We start from the raw sequence: 15,708 nt of genomic DNA, 5'->3' as shown, positions 1-15,708 counted from the left end.
CAACTAATGTCAGCCTTGACGCCTCGCCCGGAGACCCGATGCGCCCCGACCTCGCCCCGTTCCTGAACGACCGCCTCGACTGGAACCTGTTGCGCACGTATCTGGTGATCATCCAGGAGCGCAGCGTGAGCCGCGCGGCCGCGCGCCTGCACGTCACGCAGCCGGCCGTGAGCCAGGCATTGCGGCGGCTCGAGGACACGCTCGAGCGCAAGCTGATCGAGCGGCGCGGCACGCACTTCGCGCCGACGCCGGCCGGCGAAGCCGTCTACCGGATCGCGAGCGACATCTACGGCGGCATCTCGCGCCTAGAAACCGAAATCGACGACAGCACGGCCGACCTGACCGGTTCGATCCGGCTCCTGACGGTGAGCCGCATCGAGTCGCCCGTCTACGATGAATTCCTTGCGGAATTCCATCGCGCGTATCCGCGCATCGACCTGCAGATCGAAGTGATGCGCTCGTCGGACATTCTGTCCTCACTGCTGCAGAAGACGGCCACGGCGGGGCTCGGCCTGTGCCGCACGCCGCACGACAAGCTGGAGATGCGCTGCTTCCTGCGCCAGCGCTATGCGATCTACTGCGGCCGCCATCACCGGCTGTTCGGGCAGACGCAGCTGCGGATGGACGATCTGCTCGCGGAGAATTTCGTGTCGTTCACGAGCGACCAGATCGGCGACAGCCTGTCGCCGCTCACCGTGTTTCGCGACCAGAAGGGCTTCACGGGGCGCATCGTCGCGTCGTCGCCGAGCCTCGAGGAAGTGCGGCGGCTGATCTTCGCCGGCTACGGAATCGGCTGCCTGCCCGAGCACATCGTGCGCGACGACATCGCGCAGCAGCGGCTGTGGCGGCTGCCGCCCGACGACGGGCTCGTCGATGTCGACGTGTTCCTGCTGTGGCATCGCGACCGCAAGATGAACGCGGCCGAGCACGCGTTTCTCGACGCGATGGAGCGCTGCATGCAGCGCTATTCGCTCGCGAAGCGGCTGGGGAAGTAGCGGCGCGAACGCGCCCGTGAAATGCGCCGGGCGCGCACGGCCCGGCGCGTCGGCCTCGTCAGAACCGATGCACGATGCCGAGCTGCACGCCGCGTGCATTCGCACCCGGATACGCGAGCGGCAGGCCGGGGTTCGCCGCACCGGCGAGCGTATAGCCGGCCTGGTTGCGGTTGCGCAGGTACGACAGCGCGCCGTAGAAGCTCGTGCGCTTCGACAGGTCGTACTCGTACATCAGCCCGAGCTGGTCCGCATTGTTGCCTTGCGACGACTGGTCGTGCAGGTACGCGTAGCCGAGCGCCAAGTAGTTCGCGGGATTGAACTGGTATTTGACCGACAGCCCGTACACGCGCGAATCGATGCCGAAATCGGCCCACTTCACCGAGGAGAAGCCGCCGTACACGGTTGCCTTGCCGATCTCGTACGACGCGCCGGCCATGATCGTGCGATCGGTCGTGGCCGCCGTCGCGTTCTTCAGCCACTGGCCCGCGACGAACGCGCCGAACGGCCCGTGTTCGTAGGTCAGGTCGAACTGCTGGCTGGAGCCTGCCGAGCGCACGCCGCCCGCATCGCCGAACCCGAAGTACAGCCCGCCCTGGAAGCCCGCGATCTCCGGGCTCTGGTACGACAGCGTATTGCTGGTGCGGTACGCGAACACGGTCAGGTTGTCCATGCCGGACGCCTGCGTGACGCCGCCGAACGCATCCTGCCCGCCCTGGTCGTTGAACAGCGGCGAATTCTGGCGGCCCGCGCGCACCTTGCCCCACTGCCCCGCGATGCCGACCCACGCCTGCCGGTTGAACATGCTGCCGGAACTCGCCAGCGAGCCGTCGTTCGGGTTGAAGCCGTTCTCCAGCGCGAACTCGATCTTCTGCCCGCCGCCGATATCCTCGCCGCCCTTCAGCCCGAACCGGCTGCCCCACTGGCCGCCCGAATTGATCGCCGCCGTGTAGCCGTTGCCCGTATTCACGTACTGCGCGAACTCGTCGATCACGCCGTACAGCGTGACGCCGTCCTGCGCGAACGCGGCGCCCGGTCCGGCGACGCACGCCACCGCGACCGTCACGCGAAAACCGGCGTGCACCATCCGCGCCCGGGAATCGCTTCCGCGGGCTGTCATTTGTTTAGTCATACTATTCAATAGTCAGAGAATGAAACGACACCGCATGCGGCAGTCGCGCCGCACCGGTATCGCGGGAAAGGAAACGTGGGGAGAAGCCCGGCGCAGGCAGCGCCCGGCTCGCGCGACAGTCAGGCCGGCAGCCCGCCGGCCCGATGCGCGTGACGTGTCGTCAGTGGTGAACTTCGCCGCGTTCGAGCGGCAGGATCAGGCGTTCGGGAATGCTGCGGCGCGACGCGCGCGCACCGATGTAATACAGCACGGCCGGCACGACGAGGCCGAGAATCCACGAGATGTCGGTGCCGCCGAGCGCGTCGACGAGCGGCCCCGTGTAGATGTGCGTCGACATGAACGGCAACTGCACGAGGATGCCGACCACGTAGATCGTGATCGCCATCACGTTCCAGCGGCCGTAGCGGCCGTCCGGATTGGACAGCGCCGGCACGTCGTAGCGCGAGCGCGTGAAGCAGTAGTAGTCGACCAGGTTGATCGCGCTCCACGGCGTGAAGAACGCAAGCAGGAACAGGATGAACGCGGTGAACTCCTTCAGGAACGAATGGCGGCCCGCGAGCGCGATGAGCGTCGATACGCAGATCATCCCGAAGATGTAGACGAGGCGGCTCCTCGACGACACGGCGTGCTTGCCGCGAAAGCCGCTGACGATCGTCGCCATCGACATGAAGCTGCCGTACGCGTTGAGCGCCGTCACCGTCACCTTGCCGAACGCGATGCTGAAGTACAGCAGCGCGGCCACGGCGCCCGTCGAGCCGAGACCGACGATATACGACACTTCGTGGTGCGCGAACTGGCTGCCGGCAAGTGCTGCCGCGAACACGCCGAACACCATCGCCGCCTGCGCGCCGATCACCGAGCCCAGGCCGACCGCAAAGAACGTCGCGACCGACGACGTGGAACGCGGCAGGTAGCGCGAATAGTCGGCGACGTACGGGCCGAACGCGATCTGCCACGACGCGGACAGCGACATCGACAGCAGGAAGCTTGCGAGCGAGAAATGCTTGTTCGCGAGCAGCGCACCGATGTCGTGGTTCGCGAACAGCTGCGTGAACATGTAGACGAACGCGGCGATGCCGACCACGCTCGCGATCCGGCCGACGGCGTGAATCGCGCGATAGCCGAACACGGTCAGCACGACGATCACGGCCGCGAACAGCAGGATGCCGGCCGCATCGTCGATATGCAGCAGTTGCGCGACGGCCTGCCCGGCCAGCACCGAACCGCTTGCGGAAAAGCCGATGTACATCAGGCACACGAGCACGATCGGGATCATCGCGCCGTACACGCCGAACTGCACGCGGCTCGAGATCATCTGCGGCAGCCCGAGCTGCGGCCCCTGCGCACCGTGCAACGCCATCACGCCGCCGCCGATGAACTGGCCGAGCAGCAGCGCGACCAGCGACCAGAACACGTCGCCGCCCAGCACGACGGCGAGTGCGCCCGTGACGATGGCCGTGATCTGCATGTTGGCCGACAGCCACAGCGTGAACTGGCTCATCAAGCCGCCGTGGCGCTCGGCGTCGGGAATGAAGTCGATCGAACGTACTTCGATCAGGCCGCCGGCTTTTCCACTGGGATTCGTTGACACGGGGAAATCTCCAAAATACTCAGGATCACAAATGGTTTGAACGAGACAGGAAGCTGCGAGCCGCCCTTTCGGCTCGGCGGGTGCGGGGCGCCGTGGATCGCCGGCATGCGCCACGCACGCACGGTCTGCGCACTGGCGCGCAAGCGGCACGACGTGTGCCGACATTGCCAGCGGATGATCTTGTATATACAACTTGTGAGGTATCGGTGATTACCCGGTATCGGCTGATTGTCGAAATTGTCCGAATAATGGGGATACGTTCGACCCGTTCAGTCGAAAGTTGGATGTCGGAATAATGAAAGGTCAGGTGCGCGCGGGCGATGCCTGATCGGGCTCGGCCGTCATGTCGGCGGCGGGGAGCAGGTTCAGCATGCGCCGCGCCGCCTCGATGTCGCGCACGTGCAGCCATTCGTCGTAATCGTCGCGACGCAGGATCACGACGCCCCGCTTCTCTTCGCCGGGCCGATGCATCCGCGCGAACAGCGGGTGCGTGTCGGCGTTGACCGTGAGCATCGCCATGCCCACGCGTTCGCCGCCATCGCCGCCTTCGTAGCGCCGCCAGATGCCGGCGACGCAGCACGGCTGCCAGCCGTCGACGCCGATCCTGTGCCACACGTTGCGACCGGTTTCGTAACAGGGCTCGAAGATCCAGCGCACCGGAATCAGGCAGCGCTGGCCGTTGCGCCACGCGTTGCCGTAGAGCCGCGACGAGCCGACCGTTTCCGCCCGCGCGTTCACCGTATCGAGTTTCTTTTTCTTACGGCCGTTCTCGTCGAGCCGCTCGGGCTGCATGAATTTCGGCCAGAAGCCGAACACGGCCGCGACGACCTCGAGGCCATCGCCATCGGCGCACGCGACCGGCGCCGCGTAGTCGGGATACACGTCGGGTGCCCACGGGTCGCGACGATACAGATCGCCGATGCCGATCTTCAGCTCGCTGATGCCCGGGTCTTCGTCGGGGGCGCGGTAATGGGTGCACACGGCGGGGTGGACGACGAAGGCAATGTTTCCATCGTAGGTCAGCGCGGGTGGCATGGTCGCGCTATCGCTTGGTATGACGAAACAGTTTTACGCATCGACGATGCGCCGGGCTCCGCCCGACGCGTGCCGTCACACGTGCTGCCCGATCCGCAGCGTCAGGATTTCGTCGCCCGCTTCGTCGAACCTCCCCGTCGGCGTCCAGCCCAGATGCCGGTAGAAGCCGTGCGAGCGCGACGCGGGATCGGTCGAACATCCCAGGAACAGCGACGCGAAACCGTTCGCCGCGAACTCGTCGATCACCTGCCGCAGCAGCCGCTTGCCGATCCCCGCCCCTTCATACTCGGGCAGGATCGCGAGCACGACGATCTCGCCCGAATCGGTATCGCCGAAGCAGTAGCCGACCATGCGCCCGTTCGCGCAGCAGATGTGGCCCGAGAACAGGCCGTCGCGGATCCCGTCGCCCCAGCTTTCGACGGTGATGCCGAGGCCGCGCAACTGCGCCTCGGTGAATGCGTTCTCGCGCGTCTTGCCGCGCAGTGCGATGCACGCGGCCGCATCGTCGGGAGCAGCCTTGCGCCAGGTGAGTTCAGTCATCGTGCGATTTTTCCATGGTCCGCCGCCGGCGCGATGCATACAGGCAGATCAGCTCCAGTGCGATCGTCGCGCCGGCCAGCGACGTGATTTCCGCATGATCATACGGCGGCGACACTTCGACCACATCCATGCCGACCAGGTTGATGCCTTCCAGGTGCCGCAGGATCTCGAACGCCTGATGGCTCGACAGCCCGCCCGAGACCGGCGTGCCCGTGCCCGGCGCGAACGCCGGATCGAGGCAGTCGATGTCGAACGTCAGGTACACGGGATGTTCGCCGACCCGTTCGCGAATGCGTGCGGCCACCTCGGCGGGCGTCGATGCGTGCACGCGGCGCGCATCCTGGATATCGAAGCCCATCGGCTCGTCGTTGGTCGTCCGGATACCGACCTGCACCGATCGTTCGGGGACGACCCACCCTTCCCGCGCCGCGTGATAGAACATCGTGCCGTGATCGATGCGCTTCACGTCGCGGTCGGGCCACGTGTCGGTATGCGCATCGAAATGCACGAGCGACAGCGGGCCGTGCACCTTCGCATGCGCCTTCAGCAGCGGATACGTGATGAAGTGATCGCCGCCGAGCGTCAGCATCGCGCAGCCGCGCGCTAGGATCGCGTCGGCATGCCGCTCGATCGCGCCCGGCACCGATTCGGGCTGCCCGAGATCGAATGCGCAATCGCCGTAGTCGACCGCGGCCAGCACGTCGAACGGATCGAACGACCACGGCCACGGGCGCTCCCACGCGATGCCCGTCGATGCGATCCGCAACCCGCGCGGGCCAAAGCGCGTGCCGGGCCGGTGCGATGCGGCGGAATCGAACGGCACGCCGGTGATCGCGAGGTCGACGCCGTCGAGATCGCGACTGAAACGCCGGCGCATGAAGCTCGTCGCGCCCGCGAAGGTCGGTTCGGCCTGCGTGCCGTAGAGGCTGTCGCGCGTGAAAGCGAAATCGTTCTGGCTCATCGTCGGATTCCTGTATGTGGGGGAAGCGGCCGCGCGGCTGGCGACCTCGTGCCCGATTCTGCCGTCACGGCATCCGACGAAAAATATGAACTAACATAAGCCGACTTCACGAAACGCGACGTATCGCCATGCTGACCCGATTGAGAGACATGGATGTGCAGTTGCTGCGGCTCTTTCTGACGATCGTCGAAAGCGGCGGCTTCAGCGCCGCGCAGGGCACGCTCGGAATGGCGCCTTCGACGATCAGCACGCACATGGCCAAGCTCGAGACGCGTCTCGGGTTCCGGCTGTGCGATCGCGGCAAGAGCGGTTTCCGGCTGACGCCGAAGGGCGAACGCGTGCTGCAGTCGACGCGGCGGCTCCTGCACGCGATGGACGTGTTCACGCGCGATACGCAGCACGTGTCGGGCACGTTGCTCGGCGAACTGCGCATCGGGCTGTCCGAGCGGCTCGCACCGGACATCGTCGAATCGATCGCGGCAGGCGTCGGCCGTTTCCGCGAACGGGCGCCGGACGTGCTGATCGAGATGATCGCGGTACCGCCCGACGAGCTGGAACGCAGGCTGCTGAAAGGCGAACTGCAGCTCGCGATCGGCTACTTTTCCGGCCACCAGGCCGGCCTGCACTACGCACCGCTGTTCGTCGAACACCAGTCGCTGCACTGCGGCGCCCGGCATCCGCTGTTTGCGAAAAAGACCGTGTCGGCCAACGACATCGCGACCGCGAGCAACGTCGCGCGGCTCTACAAGACGAACACGTCGGGTGCGGCGCTGCGCAACGCGCAGCCGACCGCGTTCTCCGAAAACGTCGACGCCGACGTGATCTTCATTCTCTCCGGCGCGCATGTCGGCTTCCTGCCCGACCATGTCGCCGCGCCATGGGTCGCCGCGGGCAAGATGCGCCGGCTGCTCGCGAGCAAGTTGAGCCATACGGTCGAATTCCAGCTCGCGACACCGCGGAACTGCGACGGCAGCGAAGCGTTGGACGCGTTCACTGCGGCGCTCGCCGAACAGTTCGGCGGGCTCGACGGCTTCGCGGGCCAGTGACCGGCGCGTGCCGCCCGTTCCGCGTCAGGCGAGCCGATCCGACGCGATGACCTGCACACCCGGCCGCGCGTCGATCGCCGCGTCGAGCATCGCGCGCGCGATCCGCGACGCAGGATTCACGCGCCACTTCGCCGGCAACACGGGGCCGGCCACGTTCAACGCGAACACCAGCAGCCGCTCGCCGAACCTGAATTCGTCGCGGCTGCCGCCGATCAGGCCGGGCCGCACATAAGTGAGCGACGCGAACCCGACGCCGGCAAGCGCCTGCTCGACCTCGCCCTTCACGCGGTTGTAGAAGATGCGCGACGCCGGATCCGCGCCGAGTGCGGAATTCAGCACGTAAGCCGGTGTGCCGGAGCGATGCGCGAGCCGCGCGACCGCGAGCGGATAGTCATGGTCGACGCGCCGGAATGCCGCCTGAGAGCCTGCGACCCGCATCGTGGTGCCGAGCGTACAGATCACGGCATCGGCATGCCACCAGTCGGCCACGTCGGGCAGATGATCGAAATCGACCTCGATCGCGCGCATCTTCGGGTGCGGCGACAACGGGCGGCGCGCGAGGACGATCACCTGATCGACCCGCGCATCGGCAAGCGCGACTTCGAGGACGTGACGCCCGACGAGTCCGGTCGCGCCGACGAGCAGCAATTTCATGTCCGGTTCTTCCGTGTGGAGCCTGCGTTGGCGGGCCGGGAACGGCCCGGTTTCCGGCTTCTCACATGATCGTCGGCCGACTCGGCGCAGACAACCACCCAACATCTCAAAAAATTACAGGGCGCGCTTGCTTCACCAGGGGTGCGCTACGAACCCGCCGCCGCCTGCCGCGACACGCTCGGCGCGACGCCCGTCCAGCGCTTGTACGCCTGCGAGAACGACGACATGTCGCTGAATCCCAGTTCCTGCGCGATTTCCTTGATCGACAGCCGTCCTTCCGCGATCAGCGCCTGCGCGCGGGTCTTGCGCACCGCGCTCGAAATGTCCCGAAAGCATGCGCCCTCGTCCTGCAACCGGCGCTTCAACGTGCGCTCGCTGGTGTTGAGCAGCGTCGCGATGTCCTTCAGCTGCGGCGGCCGGTCGAACGGGCGCGTGGCCAGGTATTCGTTCAGGAACGATACGAGGTCGACGCGCGTGCGCCTGCGCGTGACCAGCTCGGCGCACATGCGCTCGCACATCGCCGCGGTCGCGGCATTCGCCTGCGGCAACGGCCGCTCGAGATGCGCATGCTCGAACGTGAGCGTGCTGGCCGGCTGGCCGTGCCGGATCTTCGCGCCGAGCACCGGCTGCTTCGCGTCGGCGCCGGGGCCGGGGCCGAGGCCGAGGTCGGCGCCATACGCGAGGTCGAACGTCGCGAGTTCGAACGCGCTGCCGATCACGTCGCGCAGCACGCGGCACGTCGCCCCCATCGCGCGTTCGACGAAGAAGCGCTGCACGTTCGCGGCGAGCTCCGGCGACGCGTCGAACTGAATCACGTCGTGCTGCCCGGCCCGGCGGAACGTCATCCCGACGAACGTATAGGTCAGCGCCAGGTAGCGGCCGGCGAGCGCAACCGCGTCCATGCCGGTCGCGCTGCTCAGCAGCCCGTACCCGAGCAGGCCGTACGCCGAAAGCTGGTACGACAGGCCAACCTTGAGGCCGACGCCGGTCTCGCCGGCGGTCAGGTCGAGCAGGTTCGACGCCACCGCCAGCTCCTGCGCCGCCAGCACCGTGAAATCCGGGTCGGCGAGCTGCTTCAGCGTGAGCTGCGAACCCTTGAGCAACGCCTGCGGCGCGATCTTGCGATCGCGACCGAAGTCGATCATCAGCAGGACGGAAGCCGGGCTGCGGGCAAAGTTCCAGACATTCATCAGACGCCTCGCGACGTGGGTTGGCCTAGATTCTAAAGCGGTTGGCCTGCCCCAGCATGGATCGCGCGAGCCCGCGCGCCGATGATGATCGACATCGCAACCCGCACGGCGTCGATCACCATGAAGCTCTCTTCGCTCTTTCGTCCGGCCTGCACGCTACTGCTGGCCGCCCGCCTGTCTGCCGCGGCGCTCGCGCCGGCACTGGCCGACGATGCCGTTTCGCCCAATCCCCCGGAGTCCGCCACCATGCCCAAGACCTACGCAGACCAGCCCGCCTGGCGCGACATGCAGAAATTCCTTCCGACCGACTTCCAGTGGAAGGACGGACGGCAACCGACGGAAGAATGGTGGTCCTGGCACGGCCATCGCCTGCATCTCGACACGTACCGCAACCCGCAAGCGCGGGTGAAGGTGATCCTGTTCCATGGTGTGGGCACCAACGGCCGGCAGATGTCGATGATCCTCGGCGAGCAGCTGGCGCGCCGCGGCTACGAAACGATCGCGGTCGACATGCCCGAATACGGGATGACCGAGGTCGCCAGGGGCGCGCTGGTCCGCTACGACGACTGGGTGCGCGCGGGCAGCGACCTGATCGACGCGGAGCGTGCGAAGGACGACCGGCCGATCGTGCTCTACGGGCTGAGCGCGGGCGGCATGCTCACGTATCACGTGGCCGCGCTGAACGGCAAGGTCAAGGGCATCGTCGGCATGACCTTCCTCGACCAGCGCCTTCAACAGGTGCGCGACGAAACCGCGCGCAACGTGTTCATGAGCCGCGTCGGCGGCCCGATGATGCATCTCTCCGCGATGACCCCGCTGAAATCGATGCGGGTGCCGATGACGCTCGCCAGCAAGATGTCCGCACTCGTCAACGACCGGGATGCGCTGAAGGTGTGGCTGTCCGATCGCACCTCCGCCGGCAACGCGATGACGATCGCGTTTCTCGATTCCTACATGTCGTACCGGCCGGCGGTCGAGCCGGAGGATTTCGCCGTGTGCCCGATCCTGCTCACGCAACCGGCCGCGGACCGCTGGACGCCGCTGCACCTGAGCGAACCGTTCCTGCAGCGCGTGCGGAAGGTACCGGTGAAGGTCGTCATGCTGGACAACGCGGGCCACTATCCGCTCGAACAGCCGGGGCTGTCGCAGATGGTCGATTCGATCGATGCGTTCTATCGCGAGGTGACGGCGCAACGCGCCGACCTCCGCGCGCCGTCCTGACGAACCGTGCACGCGCCGGTGCAAGAACCGGCTCGGCAAACGGAAAGCCGCCGATGCGCACGTCGCGCATCGGCGGCTTCTTGCCGCGCGTGGTACGCGTCAGACGTGCAACGCGTGCCCGAGCGCGCGCAGCGCGGCTTCCTGCAGCGCTTCGCCGAGCGTCGGGTGCGCATGGATCGTGCCACCGATGTCCTCCAGCCGCGCGCCCATCTCCAGCGACTGCGAGAACGCGGCAGCCAGCTCCGACACGCCGCGCCCGACCGCCTGCCAGCCGACGATCAGGTGGTTGTCGCGCCGCGCGACGACGCGCACGAAGCCGTCGGTCGCCTGCAGCGTCATCGCGCGCCCGTTCGCCGCGAACGGGAACGATGCGCTCACGCAATCGACATCGGCCGCACGCGCGTCGTCCGGCGACCAGCCGGCCGTGACGATCTCCGGATCGGTGAAGCACACGGCCGGGATCGACGCAGGCATGAACTTGCGGCGCTTGCCGGCGATCAGCTCGGCCACCATCTCGCCCTGCGCCATCGCGCGATGCGCGAGCATCGGCTCGCCGGCAACGTCGCCAATCGCCCAGACGTTGCGCATCGACGTCCGGCACTCGTCGTCAATCCACAGCGCGCGGCCATTGCGATCGAGCGGCAGCGACTCGAGCCCGAAGCCGTCGACGCGCGGCCGGCGCCCGACCGCAACCAGCACGCGGTCGGCCTGCAGCGTCTGCTCCGCGCCGTCGGCGGCCTGCACGCGCACCGCACCGTGCTCCGCGAGCCCGAGCACCTTGTGGCCGAGCAGCAGCCGCACGCCCAGCCGCGCGAGCGAATCGGCAACCGGCCGCGCGAGTTCGGCATCGTATGCGGGCAACACGCGCTCCGCCGCTTCGACAACGCTCACGTCGACGCCGAGCTTGCGATAGACGATCCCGAGTTCGAGCCCGATATACCCGGCCCCGACGACGACCAGCCGCTTCGGCAGCGTCGTGGGCGACAGCGCTTCGGTGGACGACACGACATGCCCGCCGAACGGCATCGACGGCAGCGCGACCGGTTCGGAGCCGGTCGCGAGCAACAGGTGCTCGCAGCTGATGCGCGTCGCATGCCCGCCGGCGACGACGTCGACGGTCTTGCCGTCGACCACCTGCGCGTCGCCGTGCAGCACGCGCACGCCGTTCTTCTTGAGCAGCGCGCCGACGCCGCGCGTCAGCCGGTCGACGATGCCGTCCTTCCATGCAACGCTTTTCGCGATGTCGATCTCGGGCGTGCGCACGCGAATCCCGAGCGCGCCCTCGCCCGCGTGGCCGCGGGCCTGTTCGAATGCGTCGGCCACGTGGATCAGCGCCTTCGACGGAATGCAGCCGATGTTCAGGCACGTGCCGCCCAGCCGGTCGCGCTCGACGAGCACGGTCGGAATGCCGAGCTGGCCGGCGCGAATCGCGGCGACGTAGCCGCCCGGGCCGCCGCCGATCACGAGCAGCGTGGTGTGTTCGTTCTTCATCGCGCTCACTCCACGAACAGCAGTGCCGGGCGCTCGAGCACCGCACGCACGGCCTGGATGAATTCGGCCGCGTCCGCACCGTCGACGACGCGATGGTCGAACGACGACGACAGGTTCATCATCTTGCGCGCGACAACCGCGCCGTCGCGGATCATCGGCCGCTCGACAATCCGGTTCACGCCGACGATGCCGACCTCGGGATGATTGATGACCGGCGTCGACACGATGCCGCCGAGGGCGCCGAGGCTCGAGATCGTGATCGTCGAGCCGCTCAGCTCGTCGCGCTGCGCGCGGTTCGCGCGCACCGCATCGGCGAGCCGCGCGATTTCGGCGGAAATCGACCACACGTCGCGCGCTTCGGCGTGGCGCAGCACGGGTACCGTGAGGCCGCCGTCCGTCTGCGTCGCGACGCCCATGTGCACCGCGCCGTAGCGCGTGACGACACCCGCTTCGTCGTCGAAACGCGCGTTGATCTGCGGGAAATCGCGCAACGCGATCACCATCGCGCGGATCAGCAGCGGCAGCGGCGTGAGCTTGCCGCGCGTGTCGCCGTAGCGGCGGTTCAGATCCGTACGCAGCGATTCGAGCTCGGTGACGTCGATTTCCTCGACGTAGCTGAAGTGCGGAATGCGGCGCTTCGCTTCCTGCATCTTGCGCGCGATCGCACGCCGCAAGCCGATCACCGGCACGTCGGTTTCGTCGTTGCGTTCGTCGTAGCCATGCGCTTGCGAACCGCGCGATCCGCGCGCCGCACCGCTGCCGGTGCGCGCATACGCATCGAGATCCGCGTGCTGGATCCGCCCTGCTTCACCGGTACCGCGCACATAGCGCAGCTCGATGCCCATGTCCCACGCACGCTGGCGTACCGCCGGCGACGCGAGCGGCCGTTCGCCCGGCGCGAGCGCCGCGCGCGGCGGCTCTGCGTGCTCCGTGTGCCCGGCGTGCTTCGCACGACGCGGCTCCGCGGGGGCGTGCCTTGCTGCAGGCTTTGCCTGCGATTCCGCCTGCGCCTCGGCCGCCGCCTTCGACGGCGCCGCCGCGACCGGTGCGGTTTCTACCTTTGATTCTCGCACCGGTGCGCCGGCCTTCAGGTTGCCGTCGCCTTCGACCTCGAGGCGAATCAGCTCGCTGCCGACCGCCATCATCTCGCCGATCCGGCCGCCGAGCTCGATCACCTTGCCCGTCACGGGCGACGGAATCTCGACCGCCGCCTTGTCGGTCATCACATCCGCGAGCGGCTGGTCTTCCTTGATCGTCTGCCCGACTTCCACGTGCCAGGCCACCAGCTCGACCTCGGCAATCCCTTCGCCGATATCCGGCATCTTGATGACATGAATCCCCATCTCACGCCTCCATCACGCGTCGCAACGCTTCACCGACCCGGGCCGGGCCCGGAAAGTACGCCCATTCCTGCGCATGCGGATATGGCGTATCCCAGCCCGTCGTGCGCTCGACCGGCGCTTCGAGGTGGTAGAAGCAATGTTCCTGGACCAGCGACACCAGTTCCGCACCGTAGCCGCAGGTGCGCGTCGCCTCGTGCACCACGACGCAGCGCCCGGTCTTGCGCACCGACGCGACGATCGTGTCGAGGTCGAGCGGCCACAGCGTGCGCAGGTCGATCACCTCCGCATCGATGCCCGTCTCCTCGGCCGCGGCGAGCGACACGTGCACCGTCGTGCCGTAGGTCAGCACCGTCACGTCGTTGCCGGGCCGCACCACGGCGGCCGTATCGAGCGGCACCGTGTAGTAGCCCTCGGGCACCGCGCTTGCCGGATGCTTGAGCCACGACGTGACCGGCCGGTCGTGATGGCCGTCGAACGGCCCGTTGTACAGCCGTTTCGGCTCGAGGAAGATCACCGGATCGTCGTTCTCGATCGATGCGATCAAGAGCCCTTTCGCGTCGTACGGATTCGACGGCATCACCGTGCGCAGCCCGCACACCTGCGTGAACATCGCCTCCGGGCTCTGGCTGTGCGTCTGGCCACCGTAGATGCCGCCGCCGCAGGGCATGCGGATCGTCATCGGCGCGATGAACTGGCCCGCCGAGCGATAGCGCAGTCGCGCGCCTTCCGACACGATCTGGTCGGATGCCGGGTAGAAATAATCGGCGAACTGGATCTCGCACACCGGGCGCAGCCCGTATGCGCCCATCCCCACCGCCGCGCCGACGATCCCGCTTTCGGAGATCGGCGCATCGAACACGCGCGACTTGCCGTATTTGTTCTGCAGTCCTTCCGTACAACGGAACACGCCGCCGAAATAGCCGACGTCCTGCCCGAACACGACCACGTCGCTGTCGCGCCCGAGCATCACGTCCATCGCCGAGCGCAGCGCCTGGATCATCGTCATCGGCTGCGTTGCCGTGCCTGTCTCTTGTTGCGCCATGATCACGCTCCCAGTTCCTGGCGCTGACGGCGCAGGTGCGCGGGCAGCTCCTTGTACACGTCGTCGAACATCGAAGCCGGCGACGGAATCCGGTCGTCGGCCAGCGTGCCGTATTTCTCCGCTTCCTTCTGCGCGGCGATCACCTCGGCCTCGAGCTCGGCCGTCAACGCTTCGTGCGCGCTGTCCGACCAGATGCCCTTGACGATCAGGTGGCGCTTGAAGCGCTCGATCGGATCGCCGAGCGGGAAATGGGACCAGTCGTCGCTCGGCCGGTACTTGGTCGGATCGTCCGACGTCGAATGCGCGCCCGCACGGTAGGTCACCCACTCGATCAACGTCGGGCCGAGGTTGCGGCGCGCGCGTTCGGCGGCCCAGCTCGACGCCGCGTAGATCGCGAGGAAGTCGTTGCCGTCGACGCGCAGCGACGCGATCCCGCAGCCGACGCCGCGCCCGGCGAAGGTCGTGCCTTCGCCGCCCGCGATCGCCTGGAACGTCGAGATCGCCCACTGGTTGTTGACGACGTTCAGCACGACCGGCGCGCGGTACACGTGCGCGAACGTGAGCGCGGTGTGGAAGTCGGATTCCGCCGTCGCGCCGTCGCCGATCCACGCGGACGAGATCTTCGTGTCGCCCTTGATCGCCGACGCCATCGCCCAGCCGACCGCCTGGATGAACTGGGTCGCGAGGTTGCCGGAGATGGAGAAGAAGCCCGCGTCGCGGTCCGAGTACATCACGGGAAGCTGGCGGCCTTTCAGCGGGTCGCCTTCGTTCGACATCAGCTGGCAGATCATCCGTTCGAGCGGCACGTCGCGCGCGATCAGGATGCTCTGCTGGCGGTAGGTCGGGAAGCACATGTCGCCATCGCGCAGCGCCATCGCATGCGCGGTGCCGATCGCCTCTTCGCCGAGGCTCAACATGTAGAAGGAGATCTTCTTCTGGCGCTGCGCGATCATCATGCGCGCGTCGAAAATGCGGGTCTTGAGCATCGCGCGCAGGCCGGCGATCAGCCGCGCATCGTCGAGATCCGGTGCCCACGGACCGACGGCCTTGCCGCTGTCGTCGAGCACGCGCACGAGGCTGCGGGCGAGATCGGCGGTGTCCGCCGCGGCTACGTCGATCGGCGGGCGGCGAACGGCGCCGGCCGGCGATAGATGCAGATAGGAAAAGTCCGTCTTGCAGCCCGGGCGCCCGGTGGGCTCCGGCACATGCAGACGCAATGGCTCTGACAGGCTCATCGTGTCGTCTCCACGCTCGATTGTGTCTCACGCTGATTAGGAACGCGCGGCCGGTTGCCGGCCTGCGCGCGGGCTGGCGTGCGGATAGGCACGTCAACCTTGGAAATTTATGCCCTATAGCGGCGAACGTCGATGACCAACCCGCTCGACCACGGTGAGCAGATTTGCCATGTCTGGTGCGGGAGGGCCGCCAGGCGGGCAGCGGCCGGCATCCGGGGATTACCGGGCCGGGGCC

The 15,708-nt window shown here is 67.4% G+C and carries 14 protein-coding genes; 3 read left to right on the top strand and 11 right to left on the bottom strand.

The features are described from left to right. The first annotated feature begins 38 nt into the window (after positions 1-38). Complete coding sequence (locus tag BCO18175_RS19050; RefSeq protein WP_174983166.1) at positions 39-995, top strand: LysR family transcriptional regulator; 957 nt, start codon at positions 39-41, stop codon at positions 993-995. Positions 996-1,053: 58 nt separating this feature from the next. Here the strand turns inward: BCO18175_RS19050 and BCO18175_RS19045 are convergent, their stop codons facing one another. The 5 genes from BCO18175_RS19045 to speB form a co-directional block, all read right to left on the bottom strand. Continuing rightward, complete coding sequence (locus BCO18175_RS19045) at positions 1,054-2,124, bottom strand: porin (RefSeq protein ID WP_174983164.1); 1,071 nt, start codon at positions 2,122-2,124, stop codon at positions 1,054-1,056. A gap of 160 nt (positions 2,125-2,284) precedes the next feature. Beyond that, a complete protein-coding gene (locus BCO18175_RS19040) occupies positions 2,285-3,715 on the bottom strand; it encodes a purine-cytosine permease family protein (protein ID WP_174983162.1) in 1,431 nt (476 codons plus the stop codon). Positions 3,716-4,018: 303 nt separating this feature from the next. After that, entirely contained in the window at positions 4,019-4,696 is a 678-nt protein-coding gene (locus BCO18175_RS19035; protein ID WP_174983454.1) for an SOS response-associated peptidase family protein, read from the bottom strand. A gap of 129 nt (positions 4,697-4,825) precedes the next feature. Continuing rightward, entirely contained in the window at positions 4,826-5,290 is a 465-nt protein-coding gene (locus tag BCO18175_RS19030; RefSeq protein ID WP_174983160.1) for a GNAT family N-acetyltransferase, read from the bottom strand. Beyond that, a complete protein-coding gene (gene speB, locus BCO18175_RS19025) occupies positions 5,283-6,251 on the bottom strand; it encodes an agmatinase (RefSeq protein ID WP_174983158.1) in 969 nt (322 codons plus the stop codon). Before speB ends, BCO18175_RS19030 begins: the two co-directional genes overlap by 8 nt. Positions 6,252-6,379: 128 nt before the next feature. Here speB and BCO18175_RS19020 point away from each other — a divergent pair, with 128 nt between their 5' ends. Further along, a complete protein-coding gene (locus tag BCO18175_RS19020) occupies positions 6,380-7,297 on the top strand; it encodes a LysR family transcriptional regulator (protein WP_174983156.1) in 918 nt (305 codons plus the stop codon). A 24-nt stretch (positions 7,298-7,321) separates the two neighbouring features. Here the strand turns inward: BCO18175_RS19020 and BCO18175_RS19015 are convergent, their stop codons facing one another. Both BCO18175_RS19015 and BCO18175_RS19010 read right to left on the bottom strand, forming a co-directional pair. Then, complete coding sequence (locus tag BCO18175_RS19015) at positions 7,322-7,951, bottom strand: NAD(P)H-binding protein (protein WP_174969505.1); 630 nt, start codon at positions 7,949-7,951, stop codon at positions 7,322-7,324. A 146-nt stretch (positions 7,952-8,097) separates the two neighbouring features. Continuing rightward, a complete protein-coding gene (locus BCO18175_RS19010; protein ID WP_174983154.1) occupies positions 8,098-9,141 on the bottom strand; it encodes an AraC family transcriptional regulator in 1,044 nt (347 codons plus the stop codon). A 120-nt stretch (positions 9,142-9,261) separates the two neighbouring features. Between BCO18175_RS19010 and BCO18175_RS19005 the strand changes: the two genes are divergently transcribed. Continuing rightward, complete coding sequence (locus tag BCO18175_RS19005; RefSeq protein ID WP_254608126.1) at positions 9,262-10,362, top strand: alpha/beta hydrolase; 1,101 nt, start codon at positions 9,262-9,264, stop codon at positions 10,360-10,362. 99 nt (positions 10,363-10,461) lie between these two features. Here the strand turns inward: BCO18175_RS19005 and lpdA are convergent, their stop codons facing one another. From lpdA to BCO18175_RS18985, 4 genes are read right to left on the bottom strand one after another with little or no spacing between them, the layout of a single operon-like run. Beyond that, complete coding sequence (lpdA, locus tag BCO18175_RS19000; RefSeq protein WP_174983153.1) at positions 10,462-11,853, bottom strand: dihydrolipoyl dehydrogenase; 1,392 nt, start codon at positions 11,851-11,853, stop codon at positions 10,462-10,464. Between the two features lie 5 nt (positions 11,854-11,858). Beyond that, a complete protein-coding gene (locus tag BCO18175_RS18995; RefSeq protein ID WP_174983151.1) occupies positions 11,859-13,196 on the bottom strand; it encodes a dihydrolipoamide acetyltransferase family protein in 1,338 nt (445 codons plus the stop codon). Position 13,197: 1 nt separating this feature from the next. Beyond that, positions 13,198-14,238 (bottom strand): alpha-ketoacid dehydrogenase subunit beta, encoded by a 1,041-nt coding sequence (locus BCO18175_RS18990; RefSeq protein WP_043182180.1) that lies wholly within the window; start codon positions 14,236-14,238, stop codon positions 13,198-13,200. A 2-nt stretch (positions 14,239-14,240) separates the two neighbouring features. Further along, positions 14,241-15,473, bottom strand: a complete 1,233-nt coding sequence (locus BCO18175_RS18985; RefSeq protein ID WP_043182179.1) for a 3-methyl-2-oxobutanoate dehydrogenase (2-methylpropanoyl-transferring) subunit alpha — start codon at positions 15,471-15,473, stop codon at positions 14,241-14,243. Positions 15,474-15,708: the final 235 nt, after the last annotated feature.

Source organism: Burkholderia lata, from assembly GCF_902499335.1.
Lineage (GTDB): Bacteria > Pseudomonadota > Gammaproteobacteria > Burkholderiales > Burkholderiaceae > Burkholderia > Burkholderia lata_B.
Note: the sequence above shows the minus strand (reverse complement) of the source record. Positions and strands in the feature narration are given on the sequence as shown.

Excerpts from the sequence above, each read along its gene's own strand:
- BCO18175_RS18995 (WP_174983151.1), bottom strand. The coding sequence starts at position 13,196 with ATGGGGATTCATGTCATCAAGATGCCGGATATCGGCGAAGGGATTGCC.
- BCO18175_RS19010 (WP_174983154.1), bottom strand. The coding sequence starts at position 9,141 with ATGAATGTCTGGAACTTTGCCCGCAGCCCGGCTTCCGTCCTGCTGATG.
- BCO18175_RS18990 (WP_043182180.1), bottom strand. The coding sequence starts at position 14,238 with ATGGCGCAACAAGAGACAGGCACGGCAACGCAGCCGATGACGATGATC.
- speB (WP_174983158.1), bottom strand. The coding sequence starts at position 6,251 with ATGAGCCAGAACGATTTCGCTTTCACGCGCGACAGCCTCTACGGCACG.
- BCO18175_RS19020 (WP_174983156.1), top strand. The coding sequence starts at position 6,380 with ATGCTGACCCGATTGAGAGACATGGATGTGCAGTTGCTGCGGCTCTTT.
- BCO18175_RS19015 (WP_174969505.1), bottom strand. The coding sequence starts at position 7,951 with ATGAAATTGCTGCTCGTCGGCGCGACCGGACTCGTCGGGCGTCACGTC.
- BCO18175_RS19045 (WP_174983164.1), bottom strand. The coding sequence starts at position 2,124 with ATGACTAAACAAATGACAGCCCGCGGAAGCGATTCCCGGGCGCGGATG.
- BCO18175_RS19050 (WP_174983166.1), top strand. The coding sequence starts at position 39 with ATGCGCCCCGACCTCGCCCCGTTCCTGAACGACCGCCTCGACTGGAAC.
- BCO18175_RS19030 (WP_174983160.1), bottom strand. The coding sequence starts at position 5,290 with ATGACTGAACTCACCTGGCGCAAGGCTGCTCCCGACGATGCGGCCGCG.
- lpdA (WP_174983153.1), bottom strand. The coding sequence starts at position 11,853 with ATGAAGAACGAACACACCACGCTGCTCGTGATCGGCGGCGGCCCGGGC.
- BCO18175_RS18985 (WP_043182179.1), bottom strand. The coding sequence starts at position 15,473 with ATGAGCCTGTCAGAGCCATTGCGTCTGCATGTGCCGGAGCCCACCGGG.
- BCO18175_RS19005 (WP_254608126.1), top strand. The coding sequence starts at position 9,262 with ATGAAGCTCTCTTCGCTCTTTCGTCCGGCCTGCACGCTACTGCTGGCC.